The sequence below is a fragment of the Pseudomonas sp. W22_MBD1_FP4 genome (assembly GCF_052113765.1).
GTDB classification, from domain to species: domain Bacteria; phylum Pseudomonadota; class Gammaproteobacteria; order Pseudomonadales; family Pseudomonadaceae; genus Aquipseudomonas; species Aquipseudomonas sivasensis.
Map to the genome: position 1 here is coordinate 81,982 of NZ_JBGQOI010000009.1, position 20,904 is coordinate 102,885.

Sequence of the window (20,904 nt, forward strand, 5' to 3'; positions counted from 1 at the left end):
ACTGCAGATGAATGATTTACAGATCGACGACATCAAGACCGACGAAAATGCCGCCATGGTGTTGCTGGTCGACGACCAGGCCATGATCGGCGAAGCGGTCCGACGCGGCCTGGCCCATGAAGAAAACATCGATTTCCACTTCTGCGCCGATCCGCACCAGGCGATTGCTCAGGCTATCCGCATCAAGCCGACGGTGATCCTGCAGGACTTGGTGATGCCCGGCCTCGATGGCCTGACTCTGGTGCGCGATTACCGCAATCATCCGGCCACGCAGAACATCCCGATCATCGTGCTATCCACCAAGGAAGACCCGCTGATCAAGAGCGCGGCGTTCTCGGCGGGGGCCAACGACTACCTGGTCAAGCTGCCGGACAACATCGAACTGGTGGCACGCATCCGCTATCACTCGCGTTCCTACATGACGCTGCTGCAGCGCGATGCGGCTTACCGCGCGCTGCGGGTCAGCCAGCAACAGTTGCTGGACACCAACCTGGTGCTGCAACGCCTGATGAACTCCGATGGCCTTACCGGGCTGTCCAACCGCCGTCACTTCGACGAATACCTGGAACTGGAGTGGCGCCGCGCCATGCGCGACCAGACCCAACTGTCGCTGCTGATGATCGACGTGGACTTCTTCAAGACCTATAACGACAGCTTCGGTCACGTCGAAGGCGACGAAGCCCTGCGCAAAGTTGCCGCCACCATCCGCGATGCCAGCAGTCGCCCTTCGGACCTGCCGGCGCGCTACGGTGGTGAAGAGTTTGCGTTGGTGCTGCCGAACACCTCACCGGGAGGCGCGCGACTGGTGGCCGAAAAGCTGCGCATGGCCGTCGCGGCGTTGAAAATCCCGCATATCGCCCCGGCAGAAGGCTCCAGCCTGACGATCAGCATCGGCCTGTCGACAACCACGCCGCAGCAGGGTACGGATTGTCGGCAGCTGATATTGGCGGCGGACAAGGGCTTGTATACGGCCAAACACAATGGGCGTAATCAGGTCGGCATCGAGTGACTCGAGGCCGCAACCGATCAACATGTGGGAGGGGGCTTGCCCCCGATAGCGGAGGGTCAGTCACCTGATGCACCGCCATCGGGAGCAGGCCCCCTCTCACATTTAACCCAGCGTAGTCTGCCTTTTCGCCAGGCGGGCTGCCGCTCCCCCCCGTTTGCCGTTATACTCGCCGGCTTTCAAAAGTTCGCCAACGAGTGCTGCCCGCCATGGAAATCAACCCGATCCTGAACACCATCAAGGACCTGTCCGAGCGCTCCGAAACTATTCGGGGGTATCTTTGACTACGATCAAAAGCATGAGCGTCTGACCGAAGTCAATCGTGAGCTTGAAGATCCGAGTGTCTGGAACAAACCTGAATACGCCCAAGAGTTGGGCCGCGAGCGCGCTGCGCTGGCGCAGATCGTCGACACCCTCGACGAACTGAACACCGGTCTGGCCGATTGCCGTGACCTGCTGGACATGGCCGTCGAAGAAAACGACGAAGGCGCAGTGGGCGATGTCATCGCCGAGCTGGCCCGTCTAGAGGAAAACCTCGCCAAGCTCGAATTCCGCCGCATGTTCAGCCATGAAATGGACCCGAACAACGCCTACCTGGACATCCAGGCCGGTTCCGGCGGCACCGAAGCCCAGGACTGGGCCAACATCCTGCTGCGCATGTACCTGCGCTGGGCCGACAAACGCGGCTTCGACGCCACCATCATGGAGCTGTCGGCCGGTGAAGTGGCTGGCATCAAGGGCGCGACCGTGCACATCAAGGGTGAATACGCCTTTGGCTGGCTGCGTACCGAAATCGGCGTGCACCGCCTGGTGCGCAAGAGCCCGTTCGACTCCGGCAACCGTCGCCACACTTCTTTCTCCGCGGTGTTCGTCTCGCCAGAGATCGACGACAAGGTGGAAATCGAGATCAACCCGGCCGACCTGCGTATCGACACCTACCGTTCCTCCGGTGCCGGTGGTCAGCACGTAAACACCACCGACTCGGCCGTACGTATTACTCACGTACCGACCAACACCGTGGTCAGCTGCCAGAACGAACGTTCCCAGCACGCCAACAAGGACACCGCCATGAAAATGCTGCGGGCCAAGTTGTACGAGCAGGAAATGCAGAAGCGCAACGCCGCTTCCCAGGCGCTGGAAGACACCAAGTCGGATATCGGCTGGGGTCACCAGATCCGTTCGTATGTGCTCGATGCGTCGCGGATCAAGGATCTGCGCACTAACATCGAACGCAGCGACTGCGACAAGGTGCTCGACGGCGATATCGACGAATACCTGGAAGCCAGCCTGAAGTCCGGCTTGTAATAAAGATTGTAGGAGCCGGCTTGCCGGCGATCCCCGGCCGCAGGCCGGGGACAACGAACCTGATGGAAATTTTAAAGACATGAGCGACCAACAACTCGACCCGCAAGCCCTGCAACAGGAAGAAAACTCCCTGATCGCCCTGCGCAAGGAAAAGCTTGCTGCCGAGCGCGCGAAGGGCAATGCCTTCCCCAATGACTTCCGCCGCGAAAACTACTGCGATGCCTTGCAGAAACAGTACGCGGACAAGACCAAGGAAGAGCTGGCAGAGGCTGCGATCCCGGTCAAGGTGGCAGGTCGCATCATGCTCAACCGTGGCTCGTTCATGGTGATCCAGGACATGACCGGTCGCATCCAGGTCTACGTCAACCGCAAGACCTTGCCTGAAGAAACCCTGGCCTCGGTGAAAACCTGGGACATGGGCGACATCATTGCCGCCGAAGGCACCCTGGCCCGTTCCGGCAAGGGCGACCTGTACGTCGAGATGACCAGCGTGCGCCTGCTGACTAAGTCCCTGCGCCCGCTGCCGGACAAGCACCACGGCCTGACCGACACCGAGCAGCGCTACCGCCAGCGCTACGTTGACCTGATCGTCAACGAAGACGTGCGCCAGACCTTCCGCGTGCGTTCGCAAGTCATCGCCCACATCCGCAGCTTCCTGATGGCGCGTGACTTCCTTGAAGTCGAAACCCCGATGCTGCAAACCATCCCCGGCGGTGCCGCAGCCAAGCCATTCGAAACCCACCACAACGCCCTGGACCTGGAAATGTTCCTGCGTATCGCGCCGGAGCTGTACCTGAAGCGTCTGGTTGTGGGTGGTTTTGAAAAGGTCTTCGAGATCAACCGCAACTTCCGTAACGAAGGTGTCTCGACCCGTCACAACCCAGAATTCACCATGTTGGAGTTCTACCAGGCCTACGCCGACTACGAAGACAACATGGACCTGACCGAAGAACTGTTCCGCGAACTGGCACAGCTGGTCCTGGGCAGCACCGACGTGCCGTACGGCGACAAGGTGTTCCACTTCGGCGAGCCGTTCGTGCGCCTGTCGGTGTTCGACTCGATCCTCAAGTACAACCCCGAGCTGACCGCTGACGACCTCAACGACATCGACAAAGCCCGCGCCATCGCCAAGAAAGCCGGCGCCAAGGTGCTGGGCTTCGAAGGCCTGGGCAAATTGCAGGTGATGATTTTCGAAGAGCTGGTCGAGCACAAGCTGGAACAGCCGCACTTCATTACCCAGTACCCGTTCGAAGTGTCGCCGCTGGCCCGTCGCAACGACGACAACCCGAACGTCACTGACCGTTTCGAGCTGTTCATTGGTGGCCGCGAAATCGCCAACGCCTACTCCGAGTTGAATGACGCGGAAGACCAGGCCGAGCGCTTCATGGCTCAGGTGGCCGATAAGGACGCCGGTGACGACGAAGCCATGCACTACGACGCTGACTTCGTACGCGCCCTGGAATACGGCATGCCGCCAACCGCCGGTGAAGGTATCGGCATCGACCGACTGGTGATGTTGTTGACCAACTCGCCGTCGATCCGCGATGTGATCTTGTTCCCGCACATGCGGCCGCAAGCGTAACCCTAGCGAAATCCGAAGCCGCCTTTTATAAGGCGGCTTTTTTATGGGGCGTTTTTAAGCGTCAAGCAAACAGCGCCAGGTTTTGATCTATTCAAGGATGTGTGTCGTGAACCGCGTAATCGCACAAGAAGGCGCCGCCGGCATTGCCGCTGCCGTGGCTGAAAGCGTCCAGTACCAGGGCCGTAAGGCCAGTCGTCGGGGCAGCGAGCAACGGCGGCAAGACATTCTCGATGCGGCCATGCGTATTGTGGTGCGTGAGGGCGTACGAGCCGTGCGCCATCGGGCGGTGGCGGCGGAAGCGGGCGTGCCGTTGTCGGCGACCACCTACTACTTCAAAGACATCGATGACCTGCTGACCGACACCTTCGCGCAGTACGTCGAACGCAGCGCTGCCTTCATGGGCAAGCTGTGGGTACGTAACGAAGGCCTGTTGCGCGAGATGGTTGCCTACGGCGATGGCAGCCCGGAGTCACGTTCGCAATTGGCCGATGACATCGCGCGCCTGACCGCCGACTATGTGCTGCGCCAACTGACCAACCGTCGCGAACACCTCATGGCCGAACAGGCGTTTCGTCAGGAAGCGCTATTGAACCCGCGCCTGGCCGAACTGGTGCGTTCCCATCAGCAGATTTTATTGCAGGGCACCGGGCAGTTTTTCCAGGTGTTGGGCTCCCGCGAGCCGCAGCAGGACGCCAAGGTGTTGACGGCGATTATCAGTCGGATGGAATATCAGGGCCTGTTGGGCGGCGCAGAGCCTCTGACCGGTGAAGAGATGCTTGAGATCCTCAAGCGTTACATGCATTTGGTGTTGGCCTCGGTCTGACACCGGAGGGTGTCTGATGAAAACCTGGCGTATCGCGCTAATCGCCTTGTCGTTCCTGCTGCTCAGCGGTTGTTTGGTGACCTTCAAGGAGCCGCTGGCAAGCCGTGAAGCGGCGCCGAATGAGTTGCTGGGCCACTGGTCCAGCAAGAATGCCTGGGGTGAGCCGCTCAGCTTACACATCACTCGCGCCGGTGAGCACCGCTACAAAGCCGTGAGCTACCCTAAAGCGGCGCCGGGCCAGCGCGATGAGTACCTGTTTACTGTGTCGCGCCATGGCAATCGGTGGTACCTGTCGGCGCCGTTGCCTACAAAGTTCGGTGGGAATTTTATCCTGGCCGGCTTCGAATTCGACGAAAAGCACGAATTGGTGGTCTACAACCTTGATCTGGAGCAGATCCGCCAAGCCATCGGCCAACAGGCATTGGATGGAGGCACCGTAGAAACCGTCGAAGGCGACGGGGTGTTGGTGGACAGCCCCTTGGACCGGGTATTCGCCTACCTGGATGACCCGGCCAATGCCGATGTGTTCGTTGAAGCCGCGCGCTATCAGCGTGCGGGCAAATAACGTTTAAAGAAGGAAGCACCCGGTGGACGATTACCAGCAGACGATACGCACCTTGTCCGATCGCATTGTGCTGGCACAGACACCGATTCGCGTCCTCGACGCCGTCAAATGGGACGACACTATTCGCCAGGGATTCCTCAAGGCCAAGGGCAAGGCAATGCCTGCCGTAGACCGCGACTATTACCTGAACCGGCCGCTGTCGTTTGATTCCAGTGCGGTGAAGCTGGAATTCCAGAATATCGAGCGTGACATCACCCGTCGCCTCGGCCAGTTCAGCCCGGTGGGGCAGATCATGCGTCGCATGTGCCGCGAGTACCGCATGGTGGTGCGGATGCTCGAAGCGCGCGGCACCGAGGACTTCGGCCTGATTTCCCAAGAGCTGTACGGCGCCGCCTCCGATGCGTTCCACGCCGGCGACCCAACCCTGGCCGACCTGGGCCTGATGCTCTCCGACTACCTGAATAACATCGACGGCCGTGGCGACCTCAAGGACGAAGCCAAGACCCTCACCGCCAAGGACGCCGTCGCCCTGCTGCAAACCCGCCTGAACAAGGTGTTCGGCGAGGCGGAAGAAACCATTCGCGTGTTCGAGTCCGACGGCATCGTTGCGGATGCAGCGGCGGGGGCCGACTACATCAAGATCCGCGCCGATGCGATGTTCAACAATCGCGACGTGCGCGCCCTGGAAGTCCATGAAGGCCTGGTGCACGTTGGCACTACCCTCAACGGCCAGAACCAGCCGATCTGCACTTTCCTGTCCAAAGGCCCGCCGTCTTCCACGGTGACCCAGGAGGGCTTGGCGATTCTGATGGAGATCATCACCTTCGCCTCCTACCCGAGTCGCCTGCGCAAACTCACCAACCGTACGCGCGCTATCCACATGGTGGAGGAGGGCGCCGATTTCCTGCAGGTGTTCGAATTCTTCCGCGAGCAAGGTTTTGAGATCGCTGAAAGCTATGGCAACGCCAGTCGCGTATTCCGTGGCTCGGTGCCCAATGGACTGCCGTTTACCAAGGATTTGTCCTACCTCAAGGGCTTCATCATGGTCTACAACTACATCCAGTTGGCCGTGCGCAAAGGCAAGCTGGAACAGGTGCCGTTGCTGTTCTGCGGCAAGACCACTCTGGAAGACATGCGTACCCTGCGCCAACTGGTGGACGAAGGCCTGGTGGTGCCGCCCAAGTACCTGCCTGAACAGTTCCGCGACATGAACGCATTGGCGGCGTGGATGTGCTTCTCCAACTTCCTCAACCACTTGAGCCTGGATCGGATCGAGGCGGATTACTCCAATATCCTCTGAAGAAACCGGGTCTAAATGTGGGAGGGCGCAAACCACCTCCCACATTGAATCTTCAACAGACGGTCAACTTCATCTTAATCACGAGGCTTCAACGGATGAGAATCCTCGGCATTCTATGCCTGCTACTCACATTGAACGGTTGCAGCTCCCTGCTGTTCTACCCCGAACCCGGCCTGCCGTTCACGCCCGAAAAAGCGCACTTGCAATACCGCGACGTCACCCTCACCACCGCCGACGGCGTGAAGCTGCACGCGTGGTGGCTGCCGGCCAAGGCTGGCGTGCCCGTCAAAGGCACGGTGCTGCACTTGCACGGCAACGGCGGCAATCTGGCCTGGCACCTGGGTGGCAGTTGGTGGTTGCCGGAGCAGGGCTATCAGGTGCTGCTGGTGGACTATCGCGGATACGGGTTGTCCGAAGGCAAACCGTCCTTGCCGGCGATCTATCAGGATGTGGATGCAGCGTTCAGTTGGATCGACAAAGCCCCCGAAACCCAGGGCCATCCGCTGATTGTTCTCGGCCAGAGCCTTGGCGGTGCGCTGGCCGTGCATTACCTGGCAGAGCATCCGGAGCGTCAGGCCAGGCTTAAGGCGTTGGTACTGGATGGTGTGCCAGCCAGTTATCGTGACGTAGGACAATTCGCCCTCAGCACCTCCTGGCTAACATGGCCGTTTCAAGTGCCCTTGTCCTGGCTGGTCCCCGACGCCGACAGTGCGATCAACGCCATGCCTCGGCTGACCGGCGTGCCGAAACTGCTGTTCCACAGCCTGGATGACCCGATCGTGCCGCTTTCCAATGGCATCCGTCTGTACCAGGCGGCGCCACCGCCCAGAGTGTTGCAATTGACCCGAGGCGGTCATGTGCAGACCTTTGCCGACAAGACCTGGCAAACCGTGATGCTGCGCTACCTGGATGACCCGCAGCACTTCAACGGCCTACGCCGCCTGGGCGAAATTCCGAACTACCCCATTCCTAAAGTTGACTGATCAGAGAGCCCGCAATGAGCGAAGAACGCAACATGATCCCGCTGATTCTCACCGGCATCGGCACCATCATCGGCACCGTCGGCTGCCTGTGGTACTACGGCTACCTGCACTTCGCCAAGCCGGAAGATGCGTTGTTGCTCAGTGACTTCACCATGCTCAAAACCGTGCCTGGCGAGGACTACAAAATTTCTTTGACCCCGGCGGCCCAGGTGGCGCAGTGCGTCGATGGCGTGCTGGTGATGTTCGACACCGAGCAGAAAGGCCTCAGTGGCGTGCTGGTAAACAACAAGAAACAGGCAGTACGTTGTATGGGGCAGGAAACGCCACAACTGCAGCAGTAAGCCCTCTTAAAGCCTCCCGATTTACGACTCGCCCCCGTAGATCGTGCAGCTGCAGCCCCCGTACGGAACTGAAATATCTGGAACCGTATCGCGCCAGCAACCACTGAATGCGGTATGACTTACACAGATCGGGGCCGAAAACGTGGCGATCACTATTGCTGCAATACGCAACATGCTGGACATGGCGAGGGGGCATGAGTCGTTGCAACGGCTGGATGCTCAGGACCATGAACTCCAGCAAATGATGGACAAGCTGTCACACAATACTTATGGCGCGAAGATAGAGCTGCCCGCTGAGGATACGCATCGAACGGTCCAGTTCGATGAGCCCAAAAAAAACCCACCGTAAGGTGGGTTTTCTTATCCAGCGTTAATCAATCAGTTAGCGACGGAAGAGCGTGGCTTCACTGGTTGGTTATCGTTAGAGATGGTCACTTCAACACGACGGTTCATGGCACGGCCCGACACGCTGCCATTATCGGCAACCGGGTATTCCTTGCCGTAGCCGGTGGTCACGATGCGGCGTGGGTCAACGCCCATCTTGATCAGCGCAACCTGAACCGAAGCGGCACGGCGCTCCGAGAGGCTCTGGTTGTAGGCGTCAGCGCCGGTGCTGTCGGTGTAACCCTCAATGATCACTTGGCGATCCGGGTTTTCCTGGAGGAACTGCGCCAGCTTGTTGATGTTTACCAGGCCGCTGGATTTCAGATCGGCCTTGTTGGTAGCAAACAGCACGTCACCAAAGGTCACCAGGGTGCCGCGATCGGTTTGCTTAGCGTTCAGGCTGTCTTGCAGTTGCTTGATCTGAGCGTCACGAGCGTCGAGCAGGGCGCGGGCGCGTTCGTCACCAGCATTTTTCAGCTTGGCCTCGGACTCGCGCAGCGCGATGGTGTCTTTAGCCACTTCAACGCGCTGATTGGTCAGGTAGGCCAGTTGGTCGACTTTCTTCTGGTCTTCCTTGTCGCGATAGGCTTTGTCAGCCTTGTCCAGCCAGTCCTGAGCGTCCTTGGTTTCCAGAGCCGCTATTTTGGTGGCGTTCGGGTTGGCCTGCAGGGCCGAGAAGTTGGTCCGTGCATTTTCCAGGTTCGCGTTTGGCGGGGTGGAGCAAGCCGCCAGTGCAACGCTCATCGCCAGCAGGGCAGGGATCATCAATTGTTTACGCATAGTCATGTCGTCCTTTCAATTCGATATCGGGTGCAATGCAATGAGGGGCAGCGGCTTATTTCTGCTGGATAGCAGCCGGGCGCATGCCTTCCTGACGCAGCTCCTGAACAGCTTTCTGGGAGTCCTTCACAGCCTGGTCGGCTTTGGCGGCCTGGGCTTTGCGCTCTGCAACGCGAGCGTCCCACTCGGCTTGCTCGGACAGGCGACGGGCTTCGTCGTAGTTCTTGTCATGCATGGCGATTTCGGCTTGCTTGAGCTTGTCCTGGGCCGACTTCATTTCTACGGCCGCGTACTCGGTGCCGCCGGCGCTGACAGCGCTGTTCACCGCGGACTGGGTTACTGCGTATTGCTCAGTCGGAGGGTTGCCGGCGCAGCCCGCCAGAACGAAGCTGGTGCCGATTGCCAGCGCGGCCAATTTAAGCCCGCGCAGGTGGTTAAACGAGGATTTGGCAGTGCTGGTCTTCATCGTCTTCAACTCCATTGGATAACTCCTGAAAAACTTCAAAATCCATCGCAGGTGGTCAGCGGTTGTGGGCCTGGCGGTTAAGCGCGGGGCACCTATTCAAACGGCTGTTCCAAGTGATGGCTTACTGGCTGTGACCGGAGGCTTTTTTGAATAGTTCAGAGAAGATGGCGATTTGCCTAAAAAAATAACTGACTGAACGGTCAGCGTAAAAAAATGGAACTTTTGCTGCGCACAGAAGTACGCCGGGCCTCTTGGAGGCCCGGAATACAAGGGGTAGATAGACGGGGGTTAGTGCTTGGATTCGTCGACGCTGGTCGACAAATCATGCAGATAGCGCCGCGACAACGTGAGAAAACGCGGCGTAGGGCCGACGTCTTCATAAAGCGGATCGCCCTCTTCATCGGTGGCGATGACGTGTTGCCCTTTGATGTAGGGGAAGCTGGCTTCCAGCTCTTCAAGGGCCGCGCCGATCAGCTCACCGAGCAGTTCTTCGGTACTGCGCTTGGGGTACATCTCGGCGATGGCCGCCAACCGTGCGGCGGCCTCTACATCAAGATGGATGGCGTACTCGGTCTTGGTCAAACGACCCTTAGCGTTCTCTTCCCAATGCTGGGCCAGTTCTCGAATTTTCATGGCAACCTCAATAAAGCCAGCGATGGCAGGCGGTGATGAGTGACCAGTCGCTCGCGTGGATAATGCGGCGGCTCACAGTTGAGACTAGCTGCAAGCCGCAAGGTTTAAAGTCTTGTCATAAAACGATGCTGACGGCACTCTGGCAGGCCTGCGCGTCCCGGATTTCTGGCTGGAGATTGGCTGATGAGTGATATCGATGCACGCTTGCGTGAGGATGTTCACCTGCTGGGTGAACTGCTGGGCAACACCATTCGAGAGCAGTATGGCGATGATTTTCTCGACAAGATCGAGCAGATCCGCAAAGGCGCCAAGGCTGACCGCCGGGGTGCCGGTGATGAGCTGAGCACCAGCCTCAACCAGTTGCAGGAGGACGAACTGCTGCCCGTGGCCCGGGCGTTCAACCAGTTCTTGAACCTCGCCAATATCGCCGAGCAGTACCAGTTGATTCACCGGCGTGACGAGTCGCAGCCGGCACCGTTCGAATCCCGTGTGTTGCCTGAATTGCTGGCGCGTTTGCAAAGCGAAGGCCATAGCAATGAATCCCTGGCCCGCCAGTTGGGGCGCCTGGAGATCGAGTTGGTTCTCACCGCCCACCCCACCGAAGTGGCGCGCCGCACCCTGATCCAGAAATACGATGCCATCGCCGCGCAACTGGCGCTGCAAGATCACCGCGACCTCACCACGGCTGAGCGCGAACAGATCCGCCAACGCCTGCAACGGTTGATCGCCGAAGCCTGGCACACCGAAGAAATCCGCCGCACCCGACCCACTCCGGTGGACGAAGCCAAATGGGGCTTTGCGGTGATTGAGCATTCGCTGTGGCACGCCATCCCCAATTATTTGCGCAAGGCTGACCAGGCCCTGCATGCCGCCACTGGCCTGCATCTGCCTTTGGAAGCCGCGCCGATTCGTTTTGCGTCGTGGATGGGCGGCGACCGCGACGGCAACCCGAATGTGACCGCGCCGGTCACCCGTGAAGTGTTGCTGCTCGCACGGTGGATGGCCGCTGACTTATACCTGCGCGATATCGACCACTTGGCGTCCGAACTGTCGATGCAAAAGGCCAGCCCGGCGTTGCAGGCCAAGGTTGGCGACAGCGTGGAGCCCTACCGCGCCGTGCTCAAGCAACTGCGCGAACGTCTGCGAGCCACACGCCAATGGGCGCACACTGCATTGAGCAGCAGCACGCCGGCACCGGCCGAGGTGTTGCAGAACAACCGCGACCTGCTGGAACCGCTGGAGCTGTGCTACCAGTCGCTGCATGAGTGCGGTATGGGTGTGATCGCCGACGGTCCGTTGCTTGATTGCCTGCGCCGTGCTGTGACCTTCGGCCTGTTCCTGGTGCGGCTGGATGTGCGCCAGGATTCCAGTCGCCATTCGGCGGCTATGACCGAAATCACCGATTACCTGGGCCTCGGTCGTTACGACGAGTGGGACGAAGACGCACGCATCAGCTTCCTGATGAAGGAATTGGCCAACCGGCGACCGCTGCTGCCGGGCTATTTCAAACCGTCGGCGGACACAGCCGAAGTACTCAACACCTGTAAGGAAGTGGCTGCCGCGCCGGCTGCCTCGTTGGGTTCTTATGTCATCTCCATGGCCGGCGCCGCGTCGGATGTGCTCGCCGTGCAATTGCTGCTTAAAGAGTCGGGCGTACAACGGCCGATGCGCGTGGTGCCGCTGTTCGAAACCCTGGCCGACCTGGATAACGCCGGTCCCGTGATCGAACAACTGTTGCTGCTGCCGGGCTACCGTGCGCGCTTGCAGGGCCCGCAGGAAGTGATGATCGGCTACTCCGACTCAGCCAAGGACGCCGGCACCACCGCTGCTGCGTGGGCGCAATACCGCGCCCAGGAACGGTTGGTGGATATCTGCCGCGAGCAACAGGTGGAACTGCTGTTGTTCCATGGTCGCGGTGGCACCGTCGGCCGTGGCGGCGGCCCGGCACACGCCGCGATCCTGTCGCAGCCTCCGGGCTCGGTGGCAGGGCGTTTCCGTACCACTGAGCAGGGCGAGATGATCCGCTTCAAGTTCGGCCTGCCGGATATCGCCGAGCAGAACCTCAATCTTTACCTGGCCGCCGTTTTGGAAGCGACGCTGCTGCCACCGCCCCCACCCGAGCCAGCCTGGCGCCACTTGATGGACGAATTGGCCGCCGATGGTGTCAGCGCCTACCGTGCGGTGGTGCGGGAAAATCCGCAGTTCGTTGAATATTTTCGCCAGTCCACCCCCGAGCAGGAGCTCGGCCGTTTGCCGTTGGGCAGTCGTCCAGCCAAGCGCCGTGCTGGTGGTATAGAAAGTTTGCGCGCCATCCCGTGGATCTTCGGCTGGACACAGACTCGGCTGATGCTGCCTGCCTGGCTGGGCTGGGAAGCGGCGTTGAGCAAGGCGTTAGAACGCGGCGAAGGTGAACTGCTGGGGCAGATGCGTGAGCAGTGGCCGTTCTTCCGTACTCGTATCGATATGCTGGAAATGGTCCTGGCCAAGGCGGATGCCGATATCGCGCGTCTATATGATGAGCGCCTGGTGCAGCCGGATCTGTTGCCATTGGGGGTGCACTTACGCGACCTATTGTCGCAGGCGTGTGACGTGGTGCTTGGCCTGACTGGCCAGTCGCAACTGCTGGCCCACAGCCCTGACACCCTGGAGTTCATTCGCCTGCGCAACACCTACCTTGATCCCTTGCACCTGTTGCAGGCTGAGTTGCTGGCACGTTCGCGCCAGCAGGAAGCGGCGCAGGACAGCCCTCTGGAACAGGCGCTGCTGGTGTCCGTGGCCGGTATTGCCGCCGGGTTGCGCAACACCGGCTGAGGTTTTTTGCGTGTTCTCAAGGGCTTGCAGATAAACCACGACGACCGTCCGGAAAAGGGCGGTCGGCGTTTAGAGCGTCGGGTTGCACTCAGGCACACCCTACCTATGGCGCATGCCGGGCGCGGTTCCTGCGACTTTTGGCGGCTTGTGTGGTTAAGGCCTGCTGTGTATCTTGATCAGCCTTTGGCCGTTTGGGCGGCCGGAATCCTATTTTTACGAGCCATACTTCTACGAGATTTGCCCCCACGCGGTGAATCCGAGCGTCATCTCTATATAAAAAATTGAGGAGCACATCGATGCGCGTCATTCTGCTGGGAGCTCCCGGGGCCGGTAAAGGTACTCAGGCAAAGTTCATCACTGAAAAATTCGGCATTCCACAAATCTCCACCGGCGACATGCTGCGTGCGGCCGTCAAGGCTGGCACCGAGCTGGGCCTGATCGCCAAGAGCGTGATGGACAGCGGCGGCCTGGTCTCCGATGACCTGATCATCAACCTGGTCAAGGAACGCATCAGCCAGGAAGACTGCAAGAACGGTTTCCTGTTCGACGGCTTCCCACGCACCATTCCCCAGGCTGAAGCCCTGGTGAAGGCCGGCGTTGAGCTGGATGCTGTGGTCGAAATCGCCGTTGAAGACGAAGAAATCGTCCAGCGTATTGCCGGTCGTCGCGTTCACGAGGGCTCGGGCCGCGTGTACCACGTCGTCTACAACCCGCCGAAGGTTGAAGGCAAGGACGATGTCACCGGTGAAGACCTGGTGCAGCGTAAAGACGACACTGAAGAAACCGTGCGTCATCGCCTGTCGGTCTACCACTCGCAGACCAAGCCATTGGTAGATTTCTACCAGAAGCTGTCCGCTGCCCAGGGCAAGCCGAAGTACAGCCACATCCCTGGCGTTGGCTCGGTAGAAGCCATCACTGCCAAGGTGCTGCAAGCACTGAGCTGATCCTTCGATCGGCTCGCTCAACAACGGCCCGCTTGCGGGCCGTTGTTGTTTATACTGGCGCACTTTTTTCGACTTGGACACCCACACCGATGAGCACCCTGCTGGCCCTGGACACCGCGACTGAAGCTTGCTCCGTTGCCTTGCTGCACGATGGCATCGTTACGAGCCACTACGAGGTGATCCCGCGTCTGCACGCGCAGAAGCTGTTGCCGATGATCAAGCAACTGCTGGAAGAGGCGGGCACCACCCTGGCTGCTGTCGATGCCATCGCTTTTGGCCGTGGTCCGGGGGCGTTTACCGGTGTGCGGATCGCCATTGGCGTAGTCCAGGGCCTGGCATTTGCCCTGGAGCGCCCGGTATTACCGGTCTCCAACCTTGCGGTGCTGGCCCAACGCGCATTGCGTGAGCATGGCGCTTCGCAAGTCGCAGCTGCCATTGATGCGCGGATGGATGAGGTCTATTGGGGTTGCTACCGCGAAACCGCTGGCGAGATGCGTCTGGTGGGCGTGGAAGCTGTGCAGTCACCGGAATCGTCAGTATTGCCGGACGATGCTAGCGGCGACTGGTTTGGTGCTGGCACTGGCTGGGGCTACGGCGAGCGTATCGGCGTTCAACGGGTTGGCCAGGACGCCGCCATGTTGCCTCACGCGGAAGATCTGCTGACCCTGGCGCGCTTCGCGTTTGAGCGTGGCGAGGCGATTCCTGCGGATCAGGCTGCGCCGGTTTATCTACGCGATAAAGTGGCTCAAACCAAAGCCGAACGCGGGATTATTTGACGCCAAAAATGATGGCAATGTGAGGCAAAAGTCGCCAATCGTCAGAATTTGCCACGGGTTTTAAACCTTTTTCAAATTATGTGTTCTAGTTATCACCAGAGCATTTGCGCGCTACGGATTGCGCCACTAAAATGCCATCACCGATACCGAGTTCGCATCGATGCGTATAGACGGCTTTTCCTCACAGTCCTACCCAATCAAACGTAAGCCACGTAAGGCGAACGTCACGGTAGACGAGTCCGTCGAAGACTCACCGGACTTCATCGAAGTCCAGCCCGATGCACAGTCCAACGCCCAAGCACGAATCAGCGGTCTTCCCGCCCGTCAACAAGACATGGTTTTCCCGCGCTCGATGAGCAAAAGCGTTGCCACTGCCCTGGCCAGCTACCTGACCACCGCCGGCTTTGTCGAATGGGATATGGAAGTGTTGGGCCTCGACATCCACATCTGATGCGCCTGCCTTACTACCTCGGTTGCCCGTCCTGGAGCGAAAACGCCTGGCGCGAGTACCTGTATCCCGCCGATGCACGCTCCAGCGACTACCTTGCCCTCTATTCCCAAGTCTTTAATGCGGTTGAAGGCAATACCACGTTCTACGCCCGCCCTTCGGCCGCGACCGTGCAGCGCTGGGCCGACATCATGCCCGACGATTTTCGTTTCACAGCCAAGTTTCCAGGTGATATCAGCCATGGCGGCGACTTGCGTGAGCAATTGCCAGCGGCAGAAAGCTTTGTCAGTTTGATGAGCCCGCTCGGTGAGCGGGTTTCGCCGTTGTGGCTGCAACTGTCGGCGAGTTTCTCGCCGCAGCGCCTGGCGGAGCTGGCCGGTTTTATTGATGGACTGGAGCGCCCGCTGGCAGTGGAAGTGCGCCACCCGGAGTTCTTCGCCAAGGGCGATGCCGAGCGCATGCTCAACCGTCTGCTGCGCGACCGTGGCGTCGAACGTATCTGCCTCGACCCGCGCGCATTGTTCAGTTGCACGTCCACATCGGCAGCGGTGCTGCATGCCCAATCAAAAAAGCCCAAGGTGCCCACACGCCCGGCCGCGCTGACCCAGTTTCCCCAAGTGCGATTTATTGGCCATCCCGAGCTTGAGGCTAACGACCCGTTCCTGATCCCATGGGTGGAGAAAATTGCCGGCTGGATCGAAGAGGGCCGCACGCCCTATGTGTTCCTGCACACCTCGGATAACCGGCTCGCCGCGCAACTGGCACTGCGCTTCCACGCCCAGCTGATGGCGCGTCTGCCTGGCCTGCCCACGTTGCCGACATTGGATCGGCAACCCGAAGTCGAACAACTGGGGTTACTCTAAGGCTCCTTTTTTCGCCAGGATTCAGTCATGGATGCCCAAACCCGACGCGCCGAAACCTTCAAGGCCTTGCATGAGCGCGACCGCGCCTTCGTGATGCCCAATCCTTGGGACGCAGGCTCCGCAGTAATGCTCGCCAGCCTCGGCTTTGAAGCTCTCGCCACGACCAGTGCGGGTTACGCGTTCAGCCTGGGGCGCCCGGATGAGGAAGGGGCGTTGTCCCTGGAAGACACCTTGCTCAATGCCGCCATGATCGCCAAGGCCACCGCACTGCCGGTGGCAGCCGACCTGGAAAACGGCTTCAGTGATACCCCCGAAGGCTGTGCCCAAACCATCCTGCGCGCTGCTGCCAGCGGCATTGTCGGCGGCTCCATCGAAGATGCCACAGGTATCAGCGCCGACCCGATCTACCCCTTTGACCTCTCAGTGGAACGTGTGGAAGCCGCCGTCGCCGCCGCTCGCAGTCTGCCATTCCCCTTCACCCTGACGGCCCGTGCGGAAAACCTCCTGCATGGTCGCCTGGATTTACCTGACACCATTCGCCGTCTGCAGGCCTACGCCGAAGCGGGTGCCGACGTGCTGTATGCGCCGGCCTTGCGCAGCGCCGATGAGGTGTTGGCGGTGGTCAAGGCCGTGGCGCCAAAGCCTGTGAATGTGTTGATGTCCGGTGGGCTGAAACTCAGCGTGGCGCAATTGAGCGCGATGGGAGTGAAGCGCATCAGCGTGGGATCGGCCATGGCGCTGGCGGCTTATGGTGAATTCTACCGGGCGGCCCAGGAAGTCTATGAACTGGGCACGTTCAGCTTTACTGAACGCTCGATGCCCTTCAGCACGGCCAATCAGTTCTTCAAGGGCTAAGCGGTGCGTTTTTTCAAAATATTGGGCGTGTTGCTGCTGCTCGGCGGTGCTGTTGCCGTGGGCGTATGGCGAGGCTGGGTGCCGCTGCCCGCTGAGTGGAACCCGTGGGCGCCGCTCGACGTGCGTGCCAGTCCGAACCTGTTGACCCGCTACAAACTGGGTCGCCTGCAGGAGGATCCGGCGTTGTGCGACGAGGTGCTGAAAACGTCCGGTCTGCGTGTCAGTCATCAGGCGGACACGCCCGCAGACGCCGCCTGCCCTTTGCGCAATACCTTGCGCGTGCAGGGCGCAGAAGTGGCATTAAGCAGCAGCTTTCTCGCCAGTTGCCCGTTGGCGGTGGCGTTCGCACTGTTTGAGCGCCACAGCCTGCAACCGGCCGCGCAGGCGGTGTTCGGCCAGGCGGTCACGCGGGTCGATCACCTGGGCAGCTTTGCCTGCCGCAATATCTATGGTCGGGCCGAGGGGCGGCTCAGCCAGCATGCTTCGGCCAATGCTCTGGATATCGCCGGGTTTCGGCTGGCGGATGGGCGCAGTATCAGCGTGCTCAAGGATTGGCCGGGGGAGGGCGCCAGCGCACGGTTTTTACGTCAGGTGCGCGATGGTGCCTGTGATGATTTCAACGTGGTGTTGAGCCCGGATTACAACGCCGCGCACCGCAACCATTTCCATCTGGACATGGGGCGTTGGTGGGTGTGTCGCTAAGGCTCAGGCCGCCAGGCGCAGGTTGTTGGCGATCAGTGGGCGTGCCCAGTGGTAGTCGAAGTCCAAGGCCTTTTGTTGGGCCACCAGCTCTTCGATCGGGTACGGCGTGGCGGGCGGCGGCAGCAAGTCCAGTTCGAACTCCGCGATCGGCAGGTGCAGAGGGCGAGGTTGCGGCGCCGGGCTAGGCTCAGGCAGCGGTTGGCCTGCGGTGAGGACGATGGGGCGTACCCAACCGCTTTCGAAGTTCTGTTGGCGCTGCTGGGCGACGATTTCTTCGTCCGGGAACGGAGCCGCAGCCGGTGGCAGCAACTCGGTTTCGAATTCGGCGATCGGCAGGAAAAGTGGCTCAGGCGGAGCGATTTCAGTGTCTTTCACGTCGCACTCACGCTGCGTGAGGATCTGCGACAGCAGGTCGGCGCCTTCGTGGGGTTCTACCGCAGGGTCCACCGGCGCCGGCGCCTGGGCGGCCAGCGCGCCCGACGTATCGCCGAGCTGCTCGGCCAGCGCTCGGGCGAAGAAGTCTTGCCACACATGACTCACCCCGGCCAGCGCTTGAGTATTGCGCAGGCCGTAGTGGTTATGGGTCGGCAGTACACCGATGGTTAGGGGGAGAATGTCTGACATTTTTCTCGGTCGACGCTCAGCTCTGGCAAAATACCTGACTGTTATTTTTATCGGCCGCTGTTTGCCGATCCTTAATATTTTTGAGCGTAGTGATTCATGAGCGAACAACCAGCGGCCAGCCGCATCCAGGTCGAGGCTTTGGGCGAAGGTTTTAAGGACTGCGCCGAGCAGTGGGCATCTCTGCTTGGCTTGCCTTTACAGCTCGCGGACGCGGACTTTTCCCTGCAAGTTGGCGAGCATGGCCTACAGCTGCAACAGCTAGGTCCTGACGCGCCGGGCCCGGTGAGGGTGGACTTTGTTGAGGGAGGTGCAGCTCATCGTCGACTCTATGGTGGCGGCAGCGGGCAGATGATCGCTAAAGCCGTAGGCATCGCCCAAGGCGTGCGCCCTCGGGTGCTGGACGCCACGGCAGGCCTGGGCAAGGACGCGTTTGTGCTGGCCAGCCTGGGCTGTGAGATGAGCCTGATCGAGCGCCAGCCGTTGATCGGCGCTTTGCTCGAAGACGGCCTGGCGCGTGGTGCAGATGACTTTGAAGTGGCGCCAATCGTGGCGCGCATGAAGCTGCTCAAGGGCAACTCTATCGACGTGATGCTGAACTGGGAAGGCGAGCCGCCCCAGGTGATCTACCTCGACCCAATGTTCCCTCACCGTGAGAAAACCGCCTTGGTGAAGAAGGAAATGCGCCTTTTTCGGCCGCTGGTGGGTGATGATCCGGATGCGCCAGCCTTGTTGGCCGCCGCCCTGGCCCTGGCCAGCCATCGCGTGGTGGTCAAGCGCCCCCGCAAGGCGCCGTGCATCGAGGGACCAAAGCCGAGCCATGCGCTGGACGGCAAGTCCAGCCGGTATGACATCTATCCCAAAAAAGCGCTCAAAGCCTGATGTTCAAGGCCTGTACGCCCGCATAAACAACCCTACTACCTCCTGCACATGGGCTTCGGCGGCGTGTTCACTCAGATGCCCGCCGCAGCCATACAGCAGGCAGAAATTTGCCGTGCCCTTGAGCAGGCAGAAGAAGTGCTCGGCCGCCGTGAAAGGTTTGTCGATGCTCAGGGCGCCGCTCTGGTCGATCTTACTGAGCAGGCGCTCCATACCCTGGAGCATACGCATGGGCCCGGCTTCGAAAAAGATCTGTGAGAGTTTCACGTCCTGATTGCCGGTGGTCATCATCAAACGATGCAGGTTCACCGACTCCTCGCTGTTGATCAGCCGATGAAAACCGCGCGCGATATTCAGCAACACCGTCTCGACTGGCATGCCCTCAGGCAGCTCGAAGTACATCACCGGTAGCTGCTCTTCGCACGTCGCCACCACGGCGGCGGTGAACAAGGTCTCTTTGTCGGTGAAGTGGCTGTAGACGGTCAGTTTCGACACGCCTGCCTCAAGGGCTACGGCATCCATGCTGGTGCTGGCATAACCATTCCCCAAAAACAGAGTTTTCGCTGCCTGAAGAATTGCCTGGCGTTTTGCCATGTCCTTGGGACGCCCGGGGCTATTGGTGTTAACGCGATTGTCGGACATTTTCACCTTTAATACTGGACTGGTGAGTTTGGTATTAATAACATACTGGCCAGTATAATTATTCCTAGCTTCATTTGCGAAAGGTCCTTCAGCATGCGCAGCACTTTCCTGCCCTTTGCGTTGCCTGTCAGCCTGGTCTTAATGTTGGCCGCCTGCGGCCATGAAGAACCGGCCGAGATCACCGTCCGCCCTGCCATGGTGGTGCAACCGCAACCGTCGGCACAGTCGATGGACAGCTACCCCGGAGAAGTGCGGGCTCGCTATGAGCCGGACCTGGCCTTTCGCATCGGTGGCAAAGTCAGCAAACGCCTGGTTGAAGAGGGTGAGCGCGTCAAGGCCAACCAACCGTTGGCGGAACTCGACCCCCAGGACGTGCGCCTGCAATTGGAGGCTACCCGCGCCCAAGTCGCCGCTGCCCAAGCTAACCTGAGCCTGGTCCGCGCCGAACGCGATCGCTATAAGACCCTGATGGACCGTCAGATGGTCAGCCGTTCTCAGTACGACAATTCCGAAAACCTCTACCGATCCGGCGAAGCGCGCCTCAAGCAGATCAAGGCCGAATTCGACGTGGCCAGCAACCAAGCCGGTTACGCCGTGCTCCGTGCCCCGCAGGATGGAGTCGTCGCTAAGCGCGCCGTGGAGGTCGGCCAAGTGGTGTCGGCTGGCCAAACCGTGTTCACCCTGGCCACCGATGGCGAGCGCGAAGTGCTCATTAGCCTGCCCGAACAAGGCTTTGGTCGCTTCAAGATCGGTCAGCCGGTAGCCGTGGAGTTGTGGAGCCAGCCGGACCAGCGTTTTACCGGACGCATCCGTGAACTGTCTCCCGCAGCCGATCCAAAATCGCGCACCTTTGCCGCCCGAGTGGCGTTTACCGGCGGTAAAGTCCCGGCGGAATTGGGCCAAAGCGCTCGCGTATTCATACAGACCGAGGGTGTCGTTCCGCTGTCGGTGCCGCTGTCTGCCCTCAGCGCGGAGAATGGCGCGTCTTACGTCTGGCGTGTGGAAACGGACAATACCCTCAAGCGCGTACCGGTGCGCATTGGCGCCTTCGGCGAAAAAACCGTTCCGGTGCTGGAAGGCTTGAAACCCACCGATTGGGTGGTCGCCGCGGGCGTGCATGTGCTCCACGAGGGCCAGCAAGTGCGCCCGGTGGATCGCTCCAACCGTGTCGTGAATCTGGCGGCCAAGGAGTAGT

Annotated in this window: 23 protein-coding genes; 18 read left to right on the forward strand and 5 right to left on the reverse strand. The window is 60.2% G+C overall.

The features are described from left to right. The first annotated feature begins 7 nt into the window (after positions 1–7). From ACEN2T_RS13695 to ACEN2T_RS13735, 9 genes are all read left to right on the forward strand, one after another. Positions 8–1,009 carry a diguanylate cyclase gene (locus ACEN2T_RS13695; protein ID WP_032891719.1) on the forward strand — a complete coding sequence of 334 codons (1,002 nt, stop codon included), beginning with the start codon at positions 8–10 and terminating at the stop codon, positions 1,007–1,009. A gap of 206 nt (positions 1,010–1,215) precedes the next feature. Continuing rightward, positions 1,216–2,311, forward strand: a protein-coding gene (prfB, locus tag ACEN2T_RS13700) for a peptide chain release factor 2 (RefSeq protein WP_099601257.1) whose coding sequence is annotated in 2 segments (ribosomal slippage) — positions 1,216–1,287 and positions 1,289–2,311 — 1,095 coding nt in all. Because the reading frame shifts where the segments join, the coding sequence is not laid out codon by codon here. A gap of 79 nt (positions 2,312–2,390) precedes the next feature. Next, positions 2,391–3,893, forward strand: coding sequence for a lysine--tRNA ligase (gene lysS / locus ACEN2T_RS13705; RefSeq protein ID WP_032891718.1), 1,503 nt, complete (start codon positions 2,391–2,393; stop codon positions 3,891–3,893). A 106-nt stretch (positions 3,894–3,999) separates the two neighbouring features. Then, the gene (locus ACEN2T_RS13710; protein WP_032891717.1) at positions 4,000–4,716 is read left to right on the forward strand and encodes a TetR/AcrR family transcriptional regulator; all 717 of its coding nucleotides are present in this window, start codon (positions 4,000–4,002) and stop codon (positions 4,714–4,716) included. A 16-nt stretch (positions 4,717–4,732) separates the two neighbouring features. Continuing rightward, positions 4,733–5,281 carry a hypothetical protein gene (locus ACEN2T_RS13715; protein WP_442116857.1) on the forward strand — a complete coding sequence of 183 codons (549 nt, stop codon included), beginning with the start codon at positions 4,733–4,735 and terminating at the stop codon, positions 5,279–5,281. 22 nt (positions 5,282–5,303) lie between these two features. After that, positions 5,304–6,581 (forward strand): flavohemoglobin expression-modulating QEGLA motif protein, encoded by a 1,278-nt coding sequence (locus tag ACEN2T_RS13720; protein WP_032891715.1) that lies wholly within the window; start codon positions 5,304–5,306, stop codon positions 6,579–6,581. A gap of 95 nt (positions 6,582–6,676) precedes the next feature. Continuing rightward, positions 6,677–7,564, forward strand: coding sequence for an alpha/beta hydrolase (locus tag ACEN2T_RS13725; RefSeq protein ID WP_442116858.1), 888 nt, complete (start codon positions 6,677–6,679; stop codon positions 7,562–7,564). Between the two features lie 14 nt (positions 7,565–7,578). Beyond that, positions 7,579–7,905 carry a hypothetical protein gene (locus ACEN2T_RS13730; RefSeq protein ID WP_003172217.1) on the forward strand — a complete coding sequence of 109 codons (327 nt, stop codon included), beginning with the start codon at positions 7,579–7,581 and terminating at the stop codon, positions 7,903–7,905. Between the two features lie 142 nt (positions 7,906–8,047). Beyond that, a complete protein-coding gene (locus ACEN2T_RS13735; protein ID WP_032891713.1) occupies positions 8,048–8,254 on the forward strand; it encodes a hypothetical protein in 207 nt (68 codons plus the stop codon). Positions 8,255–8,283: 29 nt separating this feature from the next. Here the strand turns inward: ACEN2T_RS13735 and ACEN2T_RS13740 are convergent, their stop codons facing one another. From ACEN2T_RS13740 to ACEN2T_RS13750, 3 genes are all read right to left on the reverse strand, one after another. Continuing rightward, on the reverse strand, positions 8,284–9,069 hold the full coding sequence (locus ACEN2T_RS13740; protein WP_442116885.1) for an OmpA family protein: 786 nt from the start codon (positions 9,067–9,069) through the stop codon (positions 8,284–8,286). Positions 9,070–9,124: 55 nt separating this feature from the next. Continuing rightward, positions 9,125–9,550, reverse strand: a complete 426-nt coding sequence (locus tag ACEN2T_RS13745) for a DUF4398 domain-containing protein (RefSeq protein WP_032891711.1) — start codon at positions 9,548–9,550, stop codon at positions 9,125–9,127. 273 nt (positions 9,551–9,823) lie between these two features. Continuing rightward, positions 9,824–10,168, reverse strand: a complete 345-nt coding sequence (locus ACEN2T_RS13750; RefSeq protein ID WP_032891710.1) for a hypothetical protein — start codon at positions 10,166–10,168, stop codon at positions 9,824–9,826. A gap of 183 nt (positions 10,169–10,351) precedes the next feature. Here ACEN2T_RS13750 and ppc point away from each other — a divergent pair, with 183 nt between their 5' ends. The 7 genes from ppc (at position 10,352) to ACEN2T_RS13785 (ending at position 17,567) form a co-directional block, all read left to right on the forward strand. Further along, positions 10,352–12,979, forward strand: a complete 2,628-nt coding sequence (gene ppc / locus ACEN2T_RS13755; RefSeq protein ID WP_442116859.1) for a phosphoenolpyruvate carboxylase — start codon at positions 10,352–10,354, stop codon at positions 12,977–12,979. A 296-nt stretch (positions 12,980–13,275) separates the two neighbouring features. Next, positions 13,276–13,923 (forward strand): adenylate kinase, encoded by a 648-nt coding sequence (adk, locus tag ACEN2T_RS13760; protein WP_003172225.1) that lies wholly within the window; start codon positions 13,276–13,278, stop codon positions 13,921–13,923. 89 nt (positions 13,924–14,012) lie between these two features. After that, on the forward strand, positions 14,013–14,699 hold the full coding sequence (gene tsaB, locus ACEN2T_RS13765; protein ID WP_032891708.1) for a tRNA (adenosine(37)-N6)-threonylcarbamoyltransferase complex dimerization subunit type 1 TsaB: 687 nt from the start codon (positions 14,013–14,015) through the stop codon (positions 14,697–14,699). A gap of 160 nt (positions 14,700–14,859) precedes the next feature. Next, entirely contained in the window at positions 14,860–15,150 is a 291-nt protein-coding gene (locus tag ACEN2T_RS13770) for a hypothetical protein (RefSeq protein WP_095183991.1), read from the forward strand. Beyond that, the gene (locus ACEN2T_RS13775; RefSeq protein ID WP_339480106.1) at positions 15,150–16,010 is read left to right on the forward strand and encodes a DUF72 domain-containing protein; all 861 of its coding nucleotides are present in this window, start codon (positions 15,150–15,152) and stop codon (positions 16,008–16,010) included. Before ACEN2T_RS13770 ends, ACEN2T_RS13775 begins: the two co-directional genes overlap by 1 nt. A gap of 27 nt (positions 16,011–16,037) precedes the next feature. Then, complete coding sequence (locus ACEN2T_RS13780) at positions 16,038–16,865, forward strand: isocitrate lyase/PEP mutase family protein (protein ID WP_442116860.1); 828 nt, start codon at positions 16,038–16,040, stop codon at positions 16,863–16,865. A gap of 3 nt (positions 16,866–16,868) precedes the next feature. Beyond that, a complete protein-coding gene (locus ACEN2T_RS13785; protein ID WP_032891703.1) occupies positions 16,869–17,567 on the forward strand; it encodes an extensin-like domain-containing protein in 699 nt (232 codons plus the stop codon). Positions 17,568–17,570: 3 nt separating this feature from the next. Here the strand turns inward: ACEN2T_RS13785 and ACEN2T_RS13790 are convergent, their stop codons facing one another. Beyond that, entirely contained in the window at positions 17,571–18,191 is a 621-nt protein-coding gene (locus ACEN2T_RS13790; RefSeq protein ID WP_442116861.1) for an energy transducer TonB, read from the reverse strand. A gap of 96 nt (positions 18,192–18,287) precedes the next feature. Between ACEN2T_RS13790 and ACEN2T_RS13795 the strand changes: the two genes are divergently transcribed. Continuing rightward, positions 18,288–19,070, forward strand: coding sequence for a class I SAM-dependent methyltransferase (locus tag ACEN2T_RS13795; RefSeq protein WP_442116862.1), 783 nt, complete (start codon positions 18,288–18,290; stop codon positions 19,068–19,070). Between the two features lie 3 nt (positions 19,071–19,073). Here the strand turns inward: ACEN2T_RS13795 and ACEN2T_RS13800 are convergent, their stop codons facing one another. Beyond that, on the reverse strand, positions 19,074–19,709 hold the full coding sequence (locus tag ACEN2T_RS13800; protein ID WP_032891696.1) for a TetR/AcrR family transcriptional regulator: 636 nt from the start codon (positions 19,707–19,709) through the stop codon (positions 19,074–19,076). A 93-nt stretch (positions 19,710–19,802) separates the two neighbouring features. Here ACEN2T_RS13800 and ACEN2T_RS13805 point away from each other — a divergent pair, with 93 nt between their 5' ends. After that, positions 19,803–20,903: an efflux RND transporter periplasmic adaptor subunit gene (locus tag ACEN2T_RS13805; protein ID WP_442116863.1), complete on the forward strand. Its 1,101-nt coding sequence runs from the start codon at positions 19,803–19,805 to the stop codon at positions 20,901–20,903. The last annotated feature ends 1 nt before the right edge of the window (position 20,904 follow it).

Coding starts and splice junctions, on each gene's coding strand:
- ACEN2T_RS13805 (WP_442116863.1), top strand. CDS start 19,803: ATGCGCAGCACTTTCCTGCCCTTTGCGTTGCCTGTCAGCCTGGTCTTA.
- ACEN2T_RS13715 (WP_442116857.1), top strand. CDS start 4,733: ATGAAAACCTGGCGTATCGCGCTAATCGCCTTGTCGTTCCTGCTGCTC.
- ACEN2T_RS13750 (WP_032891710.1), bottom strand. CDS start 10,168: ATGAAAATTCGAGAACTGGCCCAGCATTGGGAAGAGAACGCTAAGGGT.
- ppc (WP_442116859.1), top strand. CDS start 10,352: ATGAGTGATATCGATGCACGCTTGCGTGAGGATGTTCACCTGCTGGGT.
- ACEN2T_RS13770 (WP_095183991.1), top strand. CDS start 14,860: ATGCGTATAGACGGCTTTTCCTCACAGTCCTACCCAATCAAACGTAAG.
- ACEN2T_RS13780 (WP_442116860.1), top strand. CDS start 16,038: ATGGATGCCCAAACCCGACGCGCCGAAACCTTCAAGGCCTTGCATGAG.
- ACEN2T_RS13800 (WP_032891696.1), bottom strand. CDS start 19,709: ATGTCCGACAATCGCGTTAACACCAATAGCCCCGGGCGTCCCAAGGAC.
- ACEN2T_RS13725 (WP_442116858.1), top strand. CDS start 6,677: ATGAGAATCCTCGGCATTCTATGCCTGCTACTCACATTGAACGGTTGC.
- ACEN2T_RS13795 (WP_442116862.1), top strand. CDS start 18,288: ATGAGCGAACAACCAGCGGCCAGCCGCATCCAGGTCGAGGCTTTGGGC.
- ACEN2T_RS13745 (WP_032891711.1), bottom strand. CDS start 9,550: ATGGAGTTGAAGACGATGAAGACCAGCACTGCCAAATCCTCGTTTAAC.
- ACEN2T_RS13790 (WP_442116861.1), bottom strand. CDS start 18,191: ATGTCAGACATTCTCCCCCTAACCATCGGTGTACTGCCGACCCATAAC.
- adk (WP_003172225.1), top strand. CDS start 13,276: ATGCGCGTCATTCTGCTGGGAGCTCCCGGGGCCGGTAAAGGTACTCAG.
- tsaB (WP_032891708.1), top strand. CDS start 14,013: ATGAGCACCCTGCTGGCCCTGGACACCGCGACTGAAGCTTGCTCCGTT.
- ACEN2T_RS13695 (WP_032891719.1), top strand. CDS start 8: ATGAATGATTTACAGATCGACGACATCAAGACCGACGAAAATGCCGCC.
- ACEN2T_RS13730 (WP_003172217.1), top strand. CDS start 7,579: ATGAGCGAAGAACGCAACATGATCCCGCTGATTCTCACCGGCATCGGC.
- ACEN2T_RS13775 (WP_339480106.1), top strand. CDS start 15,150: ATGCGCCTGCCTTACTACCTCGGTTGCCCGTCCTGGAGCGAAAACGCC.
- lysS (WP_032891718.1), top strand. CDS start 2,391: ATGAGCGACCAACAACTCGACCCGCAAGCCCTGCAACAGGAAGAAAAC.
- ACEN2T_RS13740 (WP_442116885.1), bottom strand. CDS start 9,069: ATGCGTAAACAATTGATGATCCCTGCCCTGCTGGCGATGAGCGTTGCA.